The organism is Staphylococcus sp. AtHG25, from assembly GCF_003217445.1.
GTDB classification, from domain to species: domain Bacteria; phylum Bacillota; class Bacilli; order Staphylococcales; family Staphylococcaceae; genus Staphylococcus; species Staphylococcus haemolyticus.
This window is the reverse complement of sequence record NZ_QJSN01000018.1, coordinates 1-20,977: the sequence shown is the minus strand read 5'-3', so window position 1 is coordinate 20,977 and position 20,977 is coordinate 1. Positions and strand designations below refer to the sequence as shown.

Sequence of the window (20,977 nt, the reverse complement as noted above, 5' to 3'; positions counted from 1 at the left end):
TATAATATGAAAGATTTACCTATCATAGCATTGGATTTCGAATCAGCAAATAAAGTTAATACATTCTTGGACCAATTTGATGAACCACTTTTCGTGAAAATTGGAATGGAACTTTTCTATCAAGCGGGGCCAGATTTGATTAAATCGATTAAATCTCGTGGCCATGACATATTCTTAGATTTGAAGCTACATGATATTCCAAACACAGTTGAAAAAGCAATGGAAGGCTTAGGAAAGTTAGATGTAGACTTAGTTAATGTGCATGCAGCTGGAGGTACAGACATGATGAAAGCCGCAGTAAGGGGGTTGCATAAATATAGTAATGATACAAAAATCATTGCTGTGACGCAATTAACATCTACAACAGAAGAAATGCTACGTAATGAACAAAACATTCAGACGACGATTAAAGAAGCAGTGTTAAACTATGCTACTTTAACACAACAAGCTGGTTTAGATGGTGTGGTTTGTTCTCCACTTGAAGCAGAATTGCTAACAAACAAATTAGGTTCTAATTTCTTAAAAGTCACACCAGGTATTAGACCACAAGGGGCAGCTGTAAATGATCAAAAACGTATTACTACACCTGAAGATGCTAAACAATTAGGGGCAACACATATCGTAGTTGGGCGACCAATAACCCAAAGCGAGAATCCTGTGGGAAGTTATCATACTATTAAAGAAAGTTGGTTAGGTTAATATGGCTAAAGAAATAGCAAAATCTTTATTAGATATTGAAGCGGTAACATTATCTCCGAATGACTTATATACATGGAGTTCAGGTATCAAATCTCCTATCTACTGTGATAACCGTGTAACATTAGGTTATCCTGAAGTGCGACGTGCCATTCGTGATGGATTAAGTCAAATGATTATTGAACAATTTGGTGACGTAGATATTGTTTCTGGTACAGCCACAGCAGGTATTCCTCATGCCGCTTACATCTCTGAAAAGTTAAATTTACCTATGAATTATGTTCGCTCTAAAAGTAAAAGTCATGGTAAACAAAATCAAATTGAAGGAGCAGTAAGTAAAGGGAAGAAAGTGGTAGTAGTAGAAGATTTAATTTCTACAGGTGGATCTTCAATTACAGCAGTTGAAGCTTTAAAGGATGCTGGTGCTGATGTTTTAGGTGTCGTTGCCATTTTCACTTATGGTTTAAAGAAAGCAGATGACATGTTTAATGAAATTGATGTTCCATTTTATACACTAAGTAATTATAATGAGTTAATTGAAGTGGCTCGTGAAGAAGGAAAAATTTCTGAGAATGATATACAGACTTTAGTTGAATGGAGAGATAACTTGTAATATGGTATGTCAAAAGGGGGATTGATTATGATGACCGATAGTGAGGCCAATCGTTTCTATAACAATATGAAACATGTTAACGAATTCCTATATAGAGAAGAAGATTTTAAATCCCCGGATAACATAATGTCGATTGACAATAGTATTAGAGAAATGAATGGAACTCAGTCAAAAGTGAGTATGGATTCATTTATCCATACGAGTGATTTCTTTAAAAAAGCTAAAGAAACGTTAAGACAAAAAGGTAAATTAGATTAAAAACGTGGTATATATGACTAACTCTTTTTCACATATAGTTAAAAAGTAGTCTTATATACCACGGTTTTATTTTAATAAAGAAAATATAAAACAATAAATTAGCGAATAAAAATTTTAATTAGTACCCATCCGATAAGTAAGACAATAATCATAGATAAAATCGGTATAATAAGATGCATCATATTAGAAAGCCTCCAATTGAACTTTAGTTTAATTTTAACTTGAAAATAGTATAAGTCAAAAATTTAGATTAAAAGAATCAAATATTCAAATTTTTTCAAAATAATTAAAATTAGTCTAAAATAAGTATTAAAAATATAGAGAGGGGAATTATTGTGGAAATACCGAAAATAACAACATTTCTAATGTTTAATAATCAAGCAGAAGAAGCTGTGAATTTATATACGAGTCTATTTGAAAACAGTGAAATTTTAACTATGGTGAAGTATGGTGAAGAGGGACCAGGCGTTCCTGGAACAGTACAACATTCTATATTTACGTTGAATGGACAAGTATTTATGGCAATCGATGCTGATAATGGAGAAGATTTACCGATGAATCCATCCATTTCTTTATATATAACTGTTGATAATGCCATGGAAATGGAACGACTATTTAATGGTTTGAAGAAAGAAGGCGCTATATTGATGCCTAAAACTGCAATGCCACCATTCCGCGAATTTGCATGGGTGCAAGATAAATTTGGCGTTAGTTTTCAACTCGCGTTACCTGAAAAATAAAAAATAGGATTAGGACCGAATGTATAAATGCATTTGGTTCTAATCCTATTCTTTATTATATAGTTATTTTGTCGTTCTTATTTGACTTTCATACTTTGGATTTTGTCATAATCTGGAGTTGCAAATAATGTTTTTTGATTGTCATAAGTTACAAACCCAGGTTTAGCGCCTGAAGGTTTATGAACATTTCTTATTTCTGTGTAGTCTACGGGAATTTGACCAGAATTACCCGCTTTTGAGAAATAACCAGCTAACATAGCTGCCTCTTTAATCGTTTCTTCACTTGGTGCATCATTCAAAATGACAACGTGTGAACCTGGAATATCTTTTGTATGGAACCATATATGAGACTTTTGAGCTTTACGATTAGTTAAATAATCATTTTGTTTATTATTTTTACCTACTAATATAGTATCGCCATCCGTAGAGATATATGTTTGAAGTTGAATTTTATCATTCTTTTTCTTTTTGATGTTTTTACGTTGCTTCATTAATCCCTGTTCTGCTAATTCATCGCGAATATCATCAATTTCATCAACTGTAATATGATCTAATTGTTGTTCAATATTTGCAAAATAATCTATGTTTTCACGTGTTAAATGAATTTGATGATCTAATTCACGTTCACGTGTTTTCATACGATTATATTGCTTGTAGTAATATTGCGCATTAACTGATGGTGATTTAGTAGGATTCAAAGGTATCGTTATTTCCTCATTGGTGTAGTAATTTAATACACTTACAGCGTCATCACCTTGATTAATGCGATAAATATTAGCGGTAATTAATTCACCGTAAAGTTGTTGCTTATCTTTATCTTTAGCACTTTCATATTCATCAATTAGTTTACTTAATTTATGCTGATATTTTTGAGATTGTTGTTGCACAAATCGAACTAAATCATTTGCGCGTTGTTTAACGCGTTCTCTTTCACCACGTGCATCATAGTAGCGATCTAATAATTCATGTAAGGACTCATATTCAACCATGTCATCATGAAATTGCTTTAATTTCATAAAATAAAAATCTTCTTTTCCAGTTTCATGATTTTTATGGAAAATAGGGACGGGTGTTTTCAATGTCTGGTTGATAACTTCGTCATATGCTTTAGGTAGTGTTTCCATTGTCATAAATTGATAGCGATTAACAATTTCATTAGTAATGAGTGGGCTAAAGCCTTCGAAAGTGTTTAATAATTGTTTCGCAATTTTACCACTATTGAAATCTATATATTTTAATGCTTCTTCGCCTGTTATATTAAAAGGGTTCAATTTGTTTTGAGTAGGTGGCGCTTCATATTTGAATCCTGGCATAACAGTACGATATTGATTGGTATTAGGGGTTAAATGTTTAAACCCTTCAATTATTTTGTAATTGTCATCAACAAGTAACAAGTTACTATGTTTACCCATGATTTCTAAGATAACCGTGCGGTAAATGGTATCACCAATTTCATCTTTACTTTCAATATCGATTTCAATACGTCGGTCATTGCCAATCTGACGTATAGCTTTAATAATGCCACCTTCTAGATGCTTTCTAAAAACACGAGCAAACATTGGTGGTTCAAATGGATTATCATATTTTTTAGTCGTAATATGCATTCTTGAAAAACTAGGGTGTATGGATAGTAATAGTTGATGATTTTTGCGATTTTGACGTATAACCATAAGGATAGTGTCATTTTCAGGTTGGTTGATTTTATGAATTCGTCCTGATACTAAAAACTGTATTGATTCAATCATTTTTTTAGTGAATAAGCCATCATATGCCATAAATAATTTCCACCTTCAATTTAATCATTCAGTATATTGTAACATGGTAGAATGATAGCGTCATGATTTAAGTTTATGTTGCATACTCTATACAATTTTAACTACAATATGATATTATATTTAAATAATAGAAGAATAGCTTAGAGAGGTCGTAAGGCATGGATAATGAAAAAGGATTACTAATTGTTCTTTCAGGTCCTTCAGGAGTAGGCAAAGGAACTGTTCGCAAAGAGATATTTGATGATCCAACTACATCATATAAGTACTCTATTTCAATGACGACACGAAATATGCGTGAAGGTGAAGTTGATGGTGTAGATTACTTTTTTAAGACGAAAGAAGAATTTGAAGCTTTAATTCAGGAAGATCAATTTATTGAATATGCTGAATACGTTGGAAATTACTATGGTACACCTGTTCAATATGTTAAGGATACGATGGCTGCTGGACATGATGTGTTCTTAGAAATTGAAGTAGAGGGTGCCAAACAAGTAAGAAAGAAATTTCCAGATGCATTATTTATCTTCCTTGCACCACCTAGCTTAGATCATTTGAAAGAGCGTTTAGTTGGACGTGGCACTGAATCAGACGAGAAGATACAATCCAGAGTAAATGAAGCACGTAAAGAAGTAGAGATGATGAATCTCTATGACTATGTTGTGGTAAACGATGAAGTCCATTTAGCGAAAAAACGTATTCAATCAATTGTTGAAGCAGAACACTTAAAACGCGAACGTGTTGAAGCTATATATAGAAAAATGTTATTGGAGGCAAAAAAATAATGTTAAACCCACCATTAAACCAGTTACAATCTAAAATTAATTCTAAATATTTAATTGCTACGACTGCAGCTAAGCGTGCACGTGAATTAGATGAAAGACCTGAAACTGCTTTATTAAGTGGATATCATTCAGCTAAACCTGTTGGTGAAGCGTTAGAAGAGATTGCTGGAGGTAAAATTACACCAGTAGTTTCTGATGAATTCACAATGTAAAAAACGAATTAAATATAATTTTTCATATGCACATCTTATTGATTTAAGTATAACCACTTTTCAATAAGATGTGTCTTTTTAATTAAACGTTTAATTTGTGTATAATAAATTTAATATAAATTATGATTAATAATCGAGATAGTAAAAGGGAGAAATACGATTATGAAACACATTTTATTAGCTGTTACAGGTGGTATTGCAGCATATAAAGCAATAGATTTAACGAGCAAATTAACACAAGCCGGTTATGATGTACGCGTGATGTTATCAGAACATGCTCAAGAATTTGTTACTCCACTCGCTTTCCAAGCTATTAGTAGAAATCCAGTATATACTAATACGTTTAAGGAAGAGAATCCACAAGAAATTCAACATATCGCACTAGGTGATTGGGCAGATGCGATTGTAGTTGCCCCAGCTACTGCCAATGTGATAGCTAAATTAAGTGTGGGAATCGCAGATGATATTTTGACATCAACCTTGATAGCTACTGAGACGCCAAAGTTTATTGCCCCAGCAATGAATGTACATATGTATGAGAACAACCGCACGCAACATAATATTAAAGTTTTAATGCAAGATGGATATCACTTTATTGAACCTGGGGATGGTTATTTAGCGTGTGGTTATGTTGCTAAAGGACGAATGGAAGAACCTTCGCAGATTGTCAAAGTTCTGAATGATTTTTTCAATTCTCAAAAGATAAAAGAAGAGAGTTCATTTAAAGGTAAACATGCGTTAGTGACAGCTGGACCAACAGTCGAGGTGATTGACCCAGTTCGTTTTGTATCAAATCGTTCTTCTGGAAAAATGGGTTACGCTTTAGCTGAGGCGTTAAGAAATAGAGGTGCTCACGTTACATTAGTAACTGGACCAACACAACTAACTGATCCGATTGATATAGATGTTGTTCATATTGAAAGTGCAGAGGAAATGTTTGAAGCGGTGACGACACGTTTTGATAAACAAGATATAGTTATTAAAGCAGCAGCTGTTTCAGATTATACGCCAATGGAAGTATTAGATCATAAAATGAAAAAGCAAGATGGCACTTTAGCTGTGACGTTTAAACGTACTAAAGATATTCTTAAATATTTAGGTGAACATAAAGGACAACAATACTTAGTTGGGTTCGCTGCTGAAACGCAAAATATAGAAGCATATGCACAAGATAAGTTAAAACGAAAAAATGCAGATGTCATTATTTCAAATAATGTAGGTGACAAGACGATAGGTTTTAAGTCAGATGATAATGAATTGACAATGCATTTTAAAAATAAAGAAATGATTAATATTAAGAGAGGCAAAAAAGTTCAATTAGCTGAACAAATTTTAGATGAATTAGAAACTAGGTGGCAATAATGATTGCAAAGGTAATAGTAGATATTCCTTCTAAGAGCGTTGACTTCAAATTTGATTATCTTATACCCAAAAATTTAGAAGCGTTTATTCAAGTTGGCGTCAGAGTTGTAGTTCCATTCGGTCCTCGTACAATTCAAGGATACGTAATGAATATTGAAACCGAACCAAGTGATGATATTAATCTTGAAAAACTTAAAGAAATCAAAGAAGTCCAAGATATAAAACCTGAATTAACTTCTGAATTAATTCAATTAAGTGAATGGATTAGCCATTATCATGTATCAAAAAGTATTTCTGTATTAGAGGTCATGTTACCGAGTGCTATCAAAGCTAAATATACTAAAGTCTTTGAAGTTGTGAAACATAATGATATGGATGAGCAGTTGCTAAAATTTTTTGATTCCGACGGTCAATATAAGTATAAAGATGCTCAAAAAAATGACCATCTTCCTATTTTAAATAAACTCTTAAAGGCTGGGACTGTAAAAGAAGTAACCCTATTATCTCAAAATATTAAAAAGAAAACACAGAAAGCTGTACGTATTATAGATGGATATCATCCAGATGAAGTCCTTGCTAAACTTGAGAAAAAAATCAAACAATATGATGTATATGCTTACCTTCTAGATGAGCGCCATAAAACTGTCTTTTTAAAATTTATGGAAGAAATGGGTTTTTCTAAATCAAGTATTGACGGATTAGTTAAAAAAGGTTTTATCGAAAAATATAATGCTGAAGTAGAGCGTGATCCTTTTGCTAATCGAGTGTTTGAACAAGAAGAGAAACGAGAACTGACTTCAGAACAACGTATTGCTTATGAAAATATTAAAGAGAAAATTAATAATAGTGAACAACGAACATTCTTACTACATGGCGTGACAGGTTCAGGTAAAACTGAAGTTTACTTGCAAACTATTGAAGAAGTACTTAATAAAGGTAAAGAAGCAATGATGTTAGTCCCTGAAATTGCATTAACACCTCAAATGGTTTTACGATTTAAGCGTCGTTTTGGTGATGATGTAGCAGTATTACATTCTGGCTTATCTAATGGTGAACGGTATGATGAATGGCAAAAGATTAGAGATGGTAGAGCCCGTGTTAGTGTTGGAGCTCGTTCAAGTATTTTTGCCCCTTTTAAAAATTTAGGAATTATCATTATAGATGAAGAGCATGAATCAACGTATAAACAAGAGGATTATCCCCGTTATCACGCGAGAGATATTGCTGAATGGAGAAGTCAATTTCATCAATGTCCTCTAGTCTTAGGAAGTGCAACACCAAGTTTAGAATCATATGCGCGCGCTGAAAAAGGTGTGTATCAGCTACTAACGTTACCTACAAGGGTTAATCAACAGGCTTTACCTTCAATAGATATTGTTGACATGCGAGAAGAATTAAGCGCTGGCAATCGTTCGATGTTTTCTATTGAATTACGAGAGGCTATTGAAGAACGATTACGTAAAAATGAGCAAATCGTATTATTTCTTAATCGTCGAGGATATGCATCATTTATGTTATGTCGAGATTGTGGTTATGTACCACAATGTCCACACTGTGATATCTCATTAACCTATCATAAGTCTACGGACCAATTAAAATGTCATTATTGTGGTTATCATGAGATGCCTCCGAATAAGTGTCCTAATTGTGAGAGTTCGCATATACGTCAAGTAGGGACTGGTACACAACGAGTAGAAGAAATCTTGCAACAAGAATTTGAAGAAGCGCGTATTATACGAATGGATGTTGACACAACTTCTAGAAAAGGTGCTCACGAGAAATTACTGACTGAATTTGAAGAAGGTAAGGGCGATATTTTATTAGGCACACAAATGATTGCAAAAGGGTTGGACTATCCCAATATTACACTAGTAGGTGTTTTGAACGCAGATACAATGTTAAATCTACCTGATTTCCGTGCTAGTGAACGAACGTATCAACTATTAACGCAGGTAGCTGGAAGAGCTGGTCGTCATGATAAACCGGGTAGAGTTATTATTCAAACATACAATCCAGAACACTATGCTATTGAAGATGTTCAAAAGAACGATTACCTAACCTTTTATCAAAAAGAGATGGAATTCAGAAAGATAGGTAAATACCCACCATACTATTTCTTAATTAATTTTACGATATCTCATAAAAATATGAAAAAAGTGATGGAGGCCTCTAAACATATTCATCAAATTTTATTGCAACATCTAACAGATCGCGCGTTAGTTTTAGGGCCATCTCCAGCAGCCATCGCACGAATTAACAATGAACATCGTTTTCAAATTTTAGTTAAATATAAGAGCGAACCAGAATTACTGAAAGCACTTCAATTTTTAGATGATTATTATCATGAAGCTTATTTAAAGGATAAGCTAGCATTAAAAATAGACATTAATCCGCAAATATTAATGTAAAAAATAAGAGTTACGCAATTATTAGGGATGGATTCCTAAATTGCGTAACTCTTTTACTTTAATTACATTACAACATTTCCGTTTTCATCAGCTGGTCTTAATAAAGTTAAGACGCCACTTATAATTGCAATAATGTGTGGAATTCCTGTCCAGAAAAAGGCCAAGTGTAAAAGTCCTGACATTGTTTTACCTGCATAAAATTTATGAACGCCGAAACCGCCTAAAAAGAATGCGAGCACAATGTATATAATTTTATTTACTTCCATATTCACACCTCCACTGTTAAATATTGTATTTATTGGTATCTTTAATATATATTTTAAAGGTATAGAAAATAAAAGCAATTAAAACAGATTGAAGTGCCTAAATTTAAGACTAAGGTCGCATTTCAAAGTGAATTAAGTTATAATTATATGATGAATTTTTCAAGAGGAGCATATTTAATGGCGATACAAAAATTAGTCCAGTCAACGCATCCTGTATTAACTAAACAAGCACAACCTATTAAAGCGTATGATGCTAAATTAAAAGATTTATTATTAGATTTGGAAGACACATTATATGCAGAAGAGGCCTCAGCTTTATGTGCGTCTCAAATCGGCATAAGTAAACAAGTAGCTATCATTGATATGGAATTTGAAGGATTATTGCAACTAATCAATCCTAAAATCAAATCAGAATCTAATGATAAAATAATCGATCTTGAAGGGTCTGTAAATTTACCGGGTATATATGGAGAAGTCGAACGTAGTAAAATGATTACAATTGAAGCGAATGATTTAGAAGGTAATACGATTGAACTAACTGCATATGACGATGTAGCTAGAATGATACTGCATATAATCGATCAAATGAATGGTATACCATTTACAAAACGTGCACAGCATTTATTAACAGATGAAGAAGTGGAGGCGTATTTTGAAAATGACTAAAGTGATATTTATGGGGACACCTGATTTTTCAACTAAAGTATTGGAAATGTTAATCGAAGAGCATGACGTCATAGCAGTCGTGACTCAACCCGACAGACCAGTTGGACGTAAACGGGTATTAACGCCACCACCTGTTAAACGAGTGGCTGAAGAACACAATTTACCTGTGTTTCAACCAGAAAAATTAAATCAATCTGATGAATTGGAGCAACTATTACAGTTAGAGCCCGATTTAATTGTTACTGCAGCTTTCGGACAGTTATTGCCTGAACAGTTATTACAATTACCTAAGTTAGGTGCAATTAATGTTCATGCATCATTATTACCAAAGTATCGCGGTGGCGCACCAATACATCAAGCGATAATAGACGGTGAAGCTCAAACAGGAATCACGATCATGTATATGGTTAAAAAGCTAGATGCAGGAAATATTATTTCACAAAAAGCTATTAATATTGAAGATAATGACGATGTAGGTACGATGCATGATAAACTTAGTGTACTCGGTGCTAAACTACTAAAAGAAACGCTACCTTCAATTGTAAATCGCACGAATGATAGTATTGCACAAGATGATGCACAAGCAACATTCGCTTCAAATATTAGCAGAGAAGATGAAAGAATTGATTGGACTATGAATGCAAAAGATATTCATAATCATATTCGTGGCTTATCACCATGGCCAGTTGGTTATACAACTATGGATGATACAAATTTAAAATTATATGCAGCACATATCGTCAGTAATAAAAAAGGTCAACCTGGTGAGATCATAGAGACGACTAAAAAGTCAATTGTTGTTGCTACAGGATCAGATGATGCAATTGCTTTAACAGATATTCAATTAGCTGGCAAGAAACGTATGTTGGCATCAAATTATTTAAGCGGTGTACAAGAATCGCTAGTTGGGAAAATATTAAAATGACACAATCAGTGAGAGAATTAGCGTTTCAAACAATTCAAGAAATATTTAATGACTATGCATACAGTAATCTGAGAATCAATGAAGTTTTATCTGCTGGTAATGTTTCAAATATCGATAAACCTTTATATACTGAACTCGTATATGGGACAGTAAAGAGAAAAATGACATTGGATTTCTATCTTAGACCTTTTGTGAAGACTAAAATAAAAAGTTGGGTAAGACAACTGTTATGGATGAGTTTATATCAATATATTTATCTAGATAAAGTACCGAATCATGCCATCATCAACGAAGCAGTAAATATTGCAAAGCATCGTGGGGGCCCTCATAACGGTAATGTTGTAAACGCAATATTGAGAACAATCTTTAGAAGTGAATTGCCAAGTTTAGAATCTATTAAGAATGATAAGCAGCGTATGGCCATTGAATATAGTATTCCAAAGTGGATTATTGAACATTGGATTACGCACTATGGTGTTGAAACGACACGAAAGATTGCATCATCATTTTTTGATCAAACTGCGGGTACAGTACGTGTTAATACAAGTAAAAATAAAGTTGAAGACGTTGTGTCAAGTTTGCAAGGTGAAGGATATGAAGTTAAAGTCGATGAATTGATTCCATATTGTTTACATCTAAAAGGGCGTCCAATTATTGAATCTTTAAACTTTAAGAATGGTAATATTTCTATTCAAGATAAAAGCTCAATGTTTGTAGGATATTTGATGGGCGTTGAAGAAAATGATGTTATTTTAGATGCTTGTAGTGCACCTGGAGGTAAAGCGTGTCACATAGCTGAGTTATTGGCGCCAAGTGGTCACGTGGATGCTACAGATATCCATAAGCATAAAATTGGTTTAATAAAAGATAATATTGTAAAGTTACAACTTAATAACATTAAAGCTTTTGATCATGATGCAACAAAACCTTACAAAGATGTATATGACAAAATTCTCGTCGATGCACCGTGTAGTGGTTTAGGTGTGCTTAGACACAAGCCAGAAATTAAATATGTTCAAACGCAACAAGATATTCAAGACTTAGTTGAATTACAGTTAGAGATATTAGACAATGTGAAAGATAACTTGAAACCTGGTGGTACACTAGTTTATTCAACATGCACTATTGAACAACTTGAAAATGAAAATGTTATTTATACATTTTTAAAAAATAATAAAGACTTCGAATTTGAACTTATGACTCACCCAGTTACCGGTGAACAAGTGAAGACAATACAAATTCTACCCCAAGACTTTAATTCGGATGGCTTTTTCATCACTAAAATAAAAAGAAAGGAAAGTTAAGATGATAACTACTGAAAAAAAGAAGAAAAATAAATTCTTGCCTGATTTTGAAAAACAGTCGATTTACTCATTAAGATATGATGAAATGCAAGAATGGTTAGTAGAACACGGCCAACAAAAATTTAGAGCCAAACAAATATTTGAATGGTTATATCAAAAGCGCGTAGATAGCATTGATGACATGACAAATTTATCCAAAGATTTGCGTCAAGTTTTAAAAGATAATTTTGCAATGACAACTTTAACTACTGTTGTTAAACAAGAAAGTAAAGATGGAACAATTAAATTCCTATTTGAACTACAAGATGGCTATACAATTGAAACTGTATTAATGCGTCATGACTATGGAAATTCAGTTTGTGTGACAACTCAAGTTGGTTGTCGTATCGGTTGTACATTCTGTGCCTCAACATTAGGAGGCTTAAAACGTAATTTAGAAGCAGGAGAAATTGTTTCACAAGTCTTAACAGTTCAAAAAGCATTAGATGCAACTGATGAACGTGTATCCCAAATTGTTATAATGGGAATTGGTGAACCTTTTGAGAATTATGATGAAATGATGGATTTCTTACGTATTGTTAATGATGACAATAGTTTAAACATCGGTGCACGCCATATTACAGTTTCAACATCAGGTATTATTCCACGTATTTATGATTTTGCCGAAGAAGACATTCAAATTAACTTTGCCGTAAGTTTGCATGCAGCTAAAGATGAAATTCGATCTAAATTAATGCCGATTAACAGAGCATATCATGTAGATAAATTAATGGAAGCAATCAAATATTATCAAGAAAAAACAAATCGCCGTGTGACATTTGAATATGGATTGTTCGGTGGCGTAAATGATCAACTAGAGCACGCACGTGATTTAGCACATCTTATTAAAGATTTGAATTGTCATGTTAACTTAATCCCAGTTAATCATGTTCCAGAGCGAAATTACGTCAAAACACCTAAAGACGATATTTTTAAATTTGAAAAAGAACTAAAACGATTAGGTATTAATGCTACAATTAGAAGAGAACAAGGATCAGATATTGACGCAGCATGTGGACAATTAAGAGCGAAGGAACGACAAGTAGAAACGAGGTAATCACAATGCAAAACGCACAATTTTTCACAGATACTGGACAACATAGAAATAAAAATGAAGATGCAGGAGGTATTTTTTATAACCAAACCCAACAACAGTTATTAGTATTATGTGATGGTATGGGTGGTCATAAAGCGGGGGAAATTGCAAGTCAGTTTGTTACTTATGAACTTCAAAAACGTTTTGAAGATGAGAATTTTATAGAGTATGAACAAGCCGAAACTTGGTTGCGTTTTAATTTAAAAGAGATTAATCGTGAACTATTTGAATATGCTCAAACTAATGAAGAATACAAAGGTATGGGTACAACATGCGTTTGTGCCCTTGTATTTGATAAACAATTGGTAGTGGCCAATATAGGGGATTCTAGAGCCTATCTAATTAACTCTAGAGAAATTGAACAAATTACTTATGATCATTCGTTTGTAAATCATTTAGTAATGACAGGTCAAATAACTGAAGAAGAAGCTTTTACACACCCGCAACGTAATATTATTACTAAAGTAATGGGGACAGATAAACGAGTGAGTCCAGATATATTTACAAAACGTTTTAATCATTATGACTTTATAATGTTAAATTCTGATGGCTTAACGGACTATGTTAGAGGTGAAATTATTCATGAGTCTTTCAATGAATCATTATCATTAGAAGAACATGGGGAGCAACTAATTCAATTAGCATTAAATCATGATTCAAAAGATAACATCAGTGTCTTAATAGCAGCTATTGAAGGTGATCATCTATGATTGGAAAGATAGTTAGTGAACGTTACAAAATAGTAGATAAGCTTGGTGGCGGGGGTATGAGTACCGTTTACTTAGCAGAAGATACCATTTTAAATCGTGAAGTAGCGATTAAAGCAATCTCTATTCCTCAGAATGAAAAAGAAGAAACGATGAAGCGTTTCGAACGTGAAGTTAACAATGCGACACAACTTTCACATGAAAATATTGTTGAAGTATATGATGTTCAAGAAGATGAAGAGTGCTTCTTTCTAATTATGGAATATATAGATGGACCTACCTTATCAGAATACATACATAGCCATGGACCTTTAAGTGTAGATACAGCTATTGATTTCACGAATCAGATTTTAAAAGGTGTGGCTCAAGCACATGAAAAACTTATTATACATAGAGATATAAAACCTCAGAACATTTTAATTGATAAGAATAAAACATTAAAAATTTTTGACTTTGGAATTGCAAAAGCGTTAAGTGAAACATCTATGACACAGACGAATCATGTATTAGGTACAGTTCAGTATCTCTCACCAGAACAAGCTAAAGGTGAAACTACGAATGAAGCAACTGATATCTATTCCATCGGTATTGTTCTTTACGAAATGTTAGTTGGTGAACCGCCTTTTAATGGTGAGACAGCCGTTAGTATCGCAATAAAACATATTCAAGATTCAATTCCAAATGTAACGGAGTTAAGATCTGAAATACCTCAATCACTTAGTAATTTCGTACTTAAAGCAACGGAGAAGAAAGCCTCTGATCGCTATCAAAGTGTTAAAGATATGAAAGAAGATTTAAGTAGTGTGCTTGTCTCTAGTCGTGCTAATGAAAAGAAGCATTCTATTGAAGAAGATGAGACAAATACAGTATCGATTGATAGACAAGATATTAAAAGTAAAATAAAAGAAGAAAATGAACAAAAACAAATTGCACAAACGATGCAAATACCGATTGTTAATGAGCATCATTTTCAAACTAGCGAAGCACAAATCTATGAACCACCTAAGAAAAAACGTTCAAAAAAGAAGAAATTCGCTATTGTGCTTATTTTACTTTTATTAGTCGCAAGTTTATTTGGTTTTATAGCGATGGGCATGTTTGGTAGTAAATATGCGGAAATGCCTGATCTTAAAGGTAAAACTGAAAAAGAAGCGAAAAAAATTCTACGACAATCTCATTTAGAAATTGGTAATATCTCTAGAGATTACAGTGATGATTATCCGGAAAATAAAATAATAAAGACTAAACCAAAACAAGGTGAAAGAGTTAATCAGCATGAAAAAGTAGATATTGTGCTTTCAAAAGGGCCCGAACGTGCTAAAATGCCTAATGTTATGGGCATGAAAAAAGCAGATGCATTAGATAAATTGAAACAATCTAAACTTGATCATGTGACAGTCAATCAAGAATATAATAATCAGGTACCTAAAGGTGCTATAGCTAAGCAAAGTGTTAATCCTGATAGTTATGTTCGCATAAACGATCATCAAATTACTTTAACCGAATCATTAGGTGTTAAAAAGGTATATGTTAAAAATTATGAAAATAAAAATTATCAAACTGCAAAGAAAGAACTTGAAAAAAGTGGTCTGAAAGTACAAATGACAACAGAATCAAGTAATAATGTTAAAAAGGATAATATTATTTCACAAAGCCCTAAAAATACAGAGGTTGAAGAGGGAAGTACAGTACAATTCATTGTTTCAAAAGGAAAAGCATCTTCAAAAGATGGAGACAAAGATTCAGAGAAATCTAAATCTTCTAGTGAAGACAAGTCTGATGATAAACAAAAGGTTAAGAATTATACAGAAACATATCACATCCCATATACGGGAGATGACGAAAGTCAAAAAGTTCAAGTTTACATTAGAGATAAGGACAATAGTGGCACATCTGCTAGCCAAACGTTTAGTATAAAAGATGACAAAACGATAACGATTCCGCTTAAAATTGAGCAAGGCTCAGACGCGGGCTATACGATCAGAGTTGATGGCGATGTAATTGCAGATAAAGATATAGAATATTAAATTTAACCCTTTTAGTGAATGGAATAATGCACATTCGCTAAAAGGGTTTCTTCATGAAAAATATATCGTAAAATTATTATGTAAACTAAAGAAATAAATATATTATGATAAATCATCTCTTCAATTCACTTCTGAATATAATAATCTTCAAGCATTTGCTATAATAATTTAATATAAATAATGATTAAGAGGTGTCATTTTGGAAACTGGACGAATTATCAAACTAATTAGTGGTGTCTATCAAGTCGATGTTGATGGAACTTTATATGATACTAAACCACGCGGTCTTTTCAGAAAGAAGAAATTTTCACCAATTGTGGGAGATATTGTTGATTTTGAAATTCAAAACACAAGTGAGGGCTATATTCATCACATTCACGAGCGTCATAATGAATTGAAACGACCACCAGTTAGTAATATTGATGGCTTAATCATCGTGATGAGCGCTGTAGAACCAGATTTTTCAACGCAATTGTTAGATCGCTTCTTGGTTATAGCGCATTCGTATAATTTAGAGCCGAGTATTCTAGTGACTAAAAAGGATTTAGCCTCTGAAAATGAAATTGAACAAATTAATGCGTGGTTAAAAATTTATGAAGAAATTGGTTACAATACGCAATTTGTAGGCAAGCATACGAATCAACAAGAAGTTGTGGCTACATGGCCTAAAGGGCTCATTGTATTAAGTGGTCAATCAGGTGTAGGTAAATCAACGTTTATCAATGCGTTTAAACCAGAACTAAATTTAGAAACTAATCATATCTCTAAGTCGCTTAATCGTGGTAAACATACAACTAGACATGTAGAGTTATTTGAAAGAGAATCTGGTTTTATCGCAGATACACCTGGATTTAGTGCGCTAGATTTCGATCATATTGATAAAGATGAATTGAAGCATTATTTTATAGAAATGAATCGCTTTGGTGAAGAATGTAAATTTCGAAATTGCAACCACATTAAGGAACCAAAGTGTCATGTCAAACAGCAATTAGAAAATGGTTATTTAGCACAATTTCGCTATGATCACTATATTCAATTATATAATGAAATTTCAAATAGAAAGGTCAGATATTAATGAAGAAAATCTACCCATCACTTTTATCAGCCGATTTTTTAAATTTAGAGAATGAAATTAAAGCTTTAGAAGAAGCACAAATTGATGGTCTGCACTTTGATGTAATGGATGGTCAATTTGTACCTAATATTTCTATTGGTATTCCTATTCTTGATTCAGTTAGAGCAATTACTCAATTACCGATTGATGTTCACTTAATGATCGAACAACCTGAACAATATATTAATACCTTTGCTGAACACGGTGCTGACATGATATCAATACATGTAGAGGCTACACAGCATATTCATAGAGCATTACAAATGATAAAAAATGCCGGAAAGAAGGCTGGCGTTGTAATTAATCCTGGTACACCAGTTGAGTCATTATTGCCAGTACTTGAAATTGTTGATTTTGTACTTGTTATGACTGTAAATCCAGGATTTGGTGGTCAATCATTTATAGAAGCATGTGCAGCAAAAGTGAAAATCTTAAGAGATTTAAGACAATCATTAAATTTAAATTTTAATATCGAAGTTGATGGTGGTATCAACAATGAAACTATTAAAATATGTGCTGATAATGGGGCAGATATGTTTGTTACCGGTTCTTATTTCTTTAAACAGAAAGATTATGGTAAGGTAACACAATTATTGAAAGGCTGATATTGATATGCGAATCAATTTATTATGTAGTGACCATCATTTGCCATCAGATGTATTAACCGCATTGAAGAAGGACCGCTGGGGCGGGATTGATAGAGGTGCACTTATTCTAATAAATCATTCTATTATTCCAGTTTTCTCAGTTGGAGATTTTGATTCTGTTTCAGAAGAAGAACGTCATCAATTGAAACACGAATTAAATATCAAACCAGTTAAGGCTGAAAAAGATGATACTGATTTGGCATTAGGTGTAGAGGAAGCTGTTAATAGAGGATTTACAGAAATACATATTTATGGAGCAACAGGTGGTAGATTAGATCATTTTATGGGTGTTTTGCAAATACTACAAAAGCCAAAATATGTAGAACAAAACATCTTAATTATTGTTGAAGATCTACAAAATGAAATTAAGTTATTGAAGAAAGGTAGTCATGAAATTCATAAATTACAAAATTATCCATATGTTTCATTTATTCCAGTTAGTGATATGGTTGCTTTGTCATTAGTTGGATTTAAATACAATTTGAATCATCAACCTCTTGAAAAAGGATCTACACTTACATTATCGAATGAGGTTAAAGAGAAAATTGCACAAATCGAAGTACATGATGGACAAGTCTTACAGATTAGAAGTAAAGATGCAAATTAAAATTAAGCATAAAAAAATGCCTTCACCACATATGAAGGCATTTTTTAGTGCATTATATTTATTAAACTCTAGTAACTTTACCAGATTTTAAAGCACGAGCAGAAACCCAAACTTTTTTAGGTTTTCCGTCAACTAAAATTCTAACTTTTTGAAGGTTAGCATTAAATCTGCGTTTATTCGCATTTAAAGCGTGTGAACGATTATTACCAGTCGATGCTTTACGACCTGTTACGTAACATTGTTTACCCATCAAAGTACCTCCTTTAATAAATATAAATACACTTGACTACTTATATACTTAAATAAGATACCATATATAAAATTTTAAAGCAACGAAATTAAAGGCGTTTTCTTTAAAAATGTTTTGAAATTTATAATTTATGGTATAATTGTAAGCTGAGGAGTTATGTAATATATTTAATTAAGTTATTAAGACTTATTTATGGAAGAATCGGTTATTTTCAATTATGAATTTAATTGTAAGTCATTTTTAAACAAATTTCAGGAGGAATATAAAGATGACAATAGAAATCTCAAATGATTATGGTAAAATCGATATCTCAAATGAAGTCATTGCTTCTGTAGTAGGCAGCAAAGCTGTTGAAAGCTATGGTATTGTAGGCATGGCATCAAGACAACAAGTTAGAGATGGCATTGCCGAAATTTTAGGACATGAAAATTATGCTAGAGGCATTGAAGTAAAAGAAAACAATGGTGTCATTGATATAGATATGTATATTATTGTAAGCTATGGTGTAAAAATTTCAGAAGTAGCAAACAACGTACAATCATCAGTAAAATATACACTTGAAAACTCACTAAATGTTAAAGTGAATTCAATTAATATATTTGTACAAGGTGTAAGACTTAATAATAAGGGCAAGTAGGTATAGGAGGACTTAGCAGGATGATTAGCAAAATTAATGGTAAATTATTTGCCGATATGATAATACAAGGGGCACAAAATTTATCTAATAATGCAGATTTAGTGGATTCTTTAAATGTATACCCTGTGCCAGATGGCGATACAGGAACGAATATGAATCTTACAATTACTTCTGGACGTGAAGAAGTTGAAAATAATTTATCTCAAAGCACTGGTGAATTAGGGAAGACTTTCTCTAAAGGATTACTTATGGGTGCTCGTGGCAACTCAGGTGTTATTCTATCTCAATTATTTAGAGGTTTCTGTAAAAATATAGAAACTGAAAATCAAATAAATGCGCAACAACTTGCAAGTAGTTTTCAAGCGGGAGTTGATACAGCTTATAAAGCAGTGATGAAACCGGTTGAAGGTACGATCTTAACTGTTGCTAAAGATGCAGCAAAAGCTGCGGTTAATAAAGCCGAAGAAACAGATGATTGCGTTGAAGTTATGGAATATACAATTGCGGAAGCTGAAAAATCATTAAATAATACGCCAAATCTACTTGCCGTATTAAAAGAAGTTGGTGTAGTAGATAGTGGCGGTAAAGGATTACTATGTGTGTATGAAGGCTTCTTAAAAGGATTGACAGGTCAAACTATTGAAGCTAAAAAAGAAAAGTTAAACACAGAAGAATTAGTACATGAAGAACATGATTTCCACGGTGTGATAAATACTGAAGATATTAAATACGGCTATTGTACTGAAATGATGGTTCGCTTTGGAAAAGATAAAAGAGCATTTGATGAACAAACATTTAGAACAGATATGAGTCAATTCGGTGATTCTTTACTTGTGATTAATGATGATGAAATTGTTAAAGTGCACGTACATACTGAAACGCCTGGTGAAGTGTTCAACTATGGTCAAGAGTATGGTGAACTTATTAAATTAAAAGTTGAAAATATGCGTGAACAACATCGTGAAGTGATTAGAAAAGAGAAACTAAATCATCATTCTGAACAGCAAGAAGAATCAAAAACAGTTGAGACTGCGATTATCGCGATTTCAATGGGTGATGGTATTTCTGAATTGTTTACATCTATGGGTGCGACACATATCATAAGTGGTGGGCAAACAATGAATCCTTCAACAGAAGATATTGTGAAAGTAATTGAGCAATCGCAATGCAAACGCGCTATTATTCTACCAAATAATAAAAATATTAGAATGTCGAGTGATCAAGCTGCAACTTTAGTTGAAGCGGATACAGTTGTTATACCTACAACATCAATTCCACAAGGTATTGCGGCATTGTTCCAATACGATCCTTCATCATCACTTGAAGATAATCACTCTCATATGACAACAGCATTAGAATCAGTGAAATCTGGTTCAGTAACATTTGCTGTTCGTGACACTAAAATTGATGGTGTAGAAATTAAAAAAGGCGAATTCATGGGATTGTCAGAAAGCAAAATTTTTACAAGCAATGATGATGAATTTGCTACAGTCACTGGTTTGCTTAAAGCTATGCTTAACGAAGATAGTGAAATTTTAACTATCATTGCTGGTGAGGATGCAAATGATGAAATCTCTGACAAATTAGTAGAATGGGTTGAAAGTGAATACCCAGATGTTGAAGTAGAAGAACATAATGGTGGGCAACCGATTTATCAATATTTATTCTCAGTTGAATAACTAATTACTAAAATAGCTATGAAGTAATCTATGACTATAGAATGCTTCATAGCTATTTTTTATGTTTGAATGCAAAAATGGCGCAATTACCTCTATAATTATTAGCTACCAAACAAAATAAAAAAGAAAGGTAATGCGCCTATGTGTAAGTCTATATTAAATACATT

Annotated in this window: 22 protein-coding genes; 19 read left to right on the top strand and 3 right to left on the bottom strand. The window is 32.8% G+C overall.

Translation table 11 applies throughout. The annotated features are described in order from the left end of the window. Positions 1-6: 6 nt before the first annotated feature. The 4 genes from pyrF to BDW31_RS10890 all read left to right on the top strand — a co-directional run bounded on the left by pyrF (position 7) and on the right by BDW31_RS10890 (position 2,307). Entirely contained in the window at positions 7-699 is a 693-nt protein-coding gene (pyrF, locus tag BDW31_RS10905; protein ID WP_037552345.1) for an orotidine-5'-phosphate decarboxylase, read from the top strand. A gap of 1 nt (position 700) precedes the next feature. Further along, positions 701-1,309 (top strand): orotate phosphoribosyltransferase, encoded by a 609-nt coding sequence (gene pyrE / locus BDW31_RS10900; protein WP_053024667.1) that lies wholly within the window; start codon positions 701-703, stop codon positions 1,307-1,309. Positions 1,310-1,336: 27 nt separating this feature from the next. Then, positions 1,337-1,567, top strand: coding sequence for a hypothetical protein (locus BDW31_RS10895; protein ID WP_053024668.1), 231 nt, complete (start codon positions 1,337-1,339; stop codon positions 1,565-1,567). Between the two features lie 335 nt (positions 1,568-1,902). After that, positions 1,903-2,307 carry a VOC family protein gene (locus tag BDW31_RS10890; RefSeq protein ID WP_037552339.1) on the top strand — a complete coding sequence of 135 codons (405 nt, stop codon included), beginning with the start codon at positions 1,903-1,905 and terminating at the stop codon, positions 2,305-2,307. Between the two features lie 77 nt (positions 2,308-2,384). On the opposite strand, the gene BDW31_RS10885 is transcribed toward BDW31_RS10890, so the two are convergent. Beyond that, positions 2,385-4,082, bottom strand: coding sequence for an Rqc2 family fibronectin-binding protein (locus BDW31_RS10885; protein ID WP_110709647.1), 1,698 nt, complete (start codon positions 4,080-4,082; stop codon positions 2,385-2,387). 158 nt (positions 4,083-4,240) lie between these two features. On the opposite strand from BDW31_RS10885, the gene gmk reads away from it, so the two are divergent. The 4 genes from gmk (at position 4,241) to priA (ending at position 8,846) form a co-directional block, all read left to right on the top strand. Then, positions 4,241-4,864: a guanylate kinase gene (gmk, locus tag BDW31_RS10880; protein ID WP_037552335.1), complete on the top strand. Its 624-nt coding sequence runs from the start codon at positions 4,241-4,243 to the stop codon at positions 4,862-4,864. After that, positions 4,864-5,076, top strand: coding sequence for a DNA-directed RNA polymerase subunit omega (gene rpoZ, locus BDW31_RS10875; RefSeq protein WP_037552333.1), 213 nt, complete (start codon positions 4,864-4,866; stop codon positions 5,074-5,076). The genes gmk and rpoZ overlap by 1 nt, the downstream gene beginning before the upstream one ends. A 162-nt stretch (positions 5,077-5,238) precedes the next feature. Next, on the top strand, positions 5,239-6,438 hold the full coding sequence (gene coaBC, locus BDW31_RS10870; RefSeq protein ID WP_053024670.1) for a bifunctional phosphopantothenoylcysteine decarboxylase/phosphopantothenate--cysteine ligase CoaBC: 1,200 nt from the start codon (positions 5,239-5,241) through the stop codon (positions 6,436-6,438). After that, the gene (gene priA, locus BDW31_RS10865; RefSeq protein ID WP_053024671.1) at positions 6,438-8,846 is read left to right on the top strand and encodes a primosomal protein N'; all 2,409 of its coding nucleotides are present in this window, start codon (positions 6,438-6,440) and stop codon (positions 8,844-8,846) included. Before coaBC ends, priA begins: the two co-directional genes overlap by 1 nt. A gap of 62 nt (positions 8,847-8,908) precedes the next feature. Here priA and BDW31_RS10860 read toward each other — a convergent pair whose 3' ends face one another. Then, a complete protein-coding gene (locus BDW31_RS10860; RefSeq protein WP_037537906.1) occupies positions 8,909-9,112 on the bottom strand; it encodes a TM2 domain-containing protein in 204 nt (67 codons plus the stop codon). Between the two features lie 177 nt (positions 9,113-9,289). Here BDW31_RS10860 and BDW31_RS10855 point away from each other — a divergent pair, with 177 nt between their 5' ends. The 9 genes from BDW31_RS10855 to BDW31_RS10815 all read left to right on the top strand — a co-directional run bounded on the left by BDW31_RS10855 (position 9,290) and on the right by BDW31_RS10815 (position 18,244). After that, positions 9,290-9,778, top strand: a complete 489-nt coding sequence (locus BDW31_RS10855) for a peptide deformylase (protein WP_053024672.1) — start codon at positions 9,290-9,292, stop codon at positions 9,776-9,778. Then, positions 9,771-10,703, top strand: a complete 933-nt coding sequence (gene fmt, locus BDW31_RS10850) for a methionyl-tRNA formyltransferase (protein ID WP_037552389.1) — start codon at positions 9,771-9,773, stop codon at positions 10,701-10,703. The genes BDW31_RS10855 and fmt overlap by 8 nt, the downstream gene beginning before the upstream one ends. Then, on the top strand, positions 10,700-12,007 hold the full coding sequence (gene rsmB / locus BDW31_RS10845; protein WP_037552322.1) for a 16S rRNA (cytosine(967)-C(5))-methyltransferase RsmB: 1,308 nt from the start codon (positions 10,700-10,702) through the stop codon (positions 12,005-12,007). Before fmt ends, rsmB begins: the two co-directional genes overlap by 4 nt. Position 12,008: 1 nt before the next feature. Beyond that, entirely contained in the window at positions 12,009-13,103 is a 1,095-nt protein-coding gene (gene rlmN / locus BDW31_RS10840; RefSeq protein WP_011275982.1) for a dual-specificity RNA methyltransferase RlmN, read from the top strand. 5 nt (positions 13,104-13,108) lie between these two features. Further along, on the top strand, positions 13,109-13,852 hold the full coding sequence (locus BDW31_RS10835) for a Stp1/IreP family PP2C-type Ser/Thr phosphatase (protein ID WP_037552320.1): 744 nt from the start codon (positions 13,109-13,111) through the stop codon (positions 13,850-13,852). Beyond that, positions 13,849-15,876 (top strand): Stk1 family PASTA domain-containing Ser/Thr kinase, encoded by a 2,028-nt coding sequence (gene pknB / locus BDW31_RS10830; protein ID WP_110709645.1) that lies wholly within the window; start codon positions 13,849-13,851, stop codon positions 15,874-15,876. The genes BDW31_RS10835 and pknB overlap by 4 nt, the downstream gene beginning before the upstream one ends. A 199-nt stretch (positions 15,877-16,075) precedes the next feature. Then, complete coding sequence (gene rsgA / locus BDW31_RS10825) at positions 16,076-16,951, top strand: ribosome small subunit-dependent GTPase A (RefSeq protein WP_037552317.1); 876 nt, start codon at positions 16,076-16,078, stop codon at positions 16,949-16,951. Beyond that, on the top strand, positions 16,951-17,595 hold the full coding sequence (gene rpe, locus BDW31_RS10820; protein WP_037552315.1) for a ribulose-phosphate 3-epimerase: 645 nt from the start codon (positions 16,951-16,953) through the stop codon (positions 17,593-17,595). The genes rsgA and rpe overlap by 1 nt, the downstream gene beginning before the upstream one ends. 7 nt (positions 17,596-17,602) lie before the next feature. Next, entirely contained in the window at positions 17,603-18,244 is a 642-nt protein-coding gene (locus BDW31_RS10815; RefSeq protein WP_053024675.1) for a thiamine diphosphokinase, read from the top strand. 61 nt (positions 18,245-18,305) lie between these two features. Here the strand turns inward: BDW31_RS10815 and rpmB are convergent, their stop codons facing one another. Next, positions 18,306-18,494, bottom strand: a complete 189-nt coding sequence (gene rpmB / locus BDW31_RS10810; RefSeq protein WP_011275976.1) for a 50S ribosomal protein L28 — start codon at positions 18,492-18,494, stop codon at positions 18,306-18,308. 268 nt (positions 18,495-18,762) lie between these two features. Here rpmB and BDW31_RS10805 point away from each other — a divergent pair, with 268 nt between their 5' ends. Together BDW31_RS10805 and fakA are read left to right on the top strand one after the other, a co-directional pair. Then, positions 18,763-19,131: an Asp23/Gls24 family envelope stress response protein gene (locus tag BDW31_RS10805; RefSeq protein ID WP_011275975.1), complete on the top strand. Its 369-nt coding sequence runs from the start codon at positions 18,763-18,765 to the stop codon at positions 19,129-19,131. Positions 19,132-19,151: 20 nt separating this feature from the next. Beyond that, on the top strand, positions 19,152-20,810 hold the full coding sequence (fakA, locus tag BDW31_RS10800) for a fatty acid kinase catalytic subunit FakA (RefSeq protein WP_053024676.1): 1,659 nt from the start codon (positions 19,152-19,154) through the stop codon (positions 20,808-20,810). Positions 20,811-20,977 lie beyond the last annotated feature (167 nt).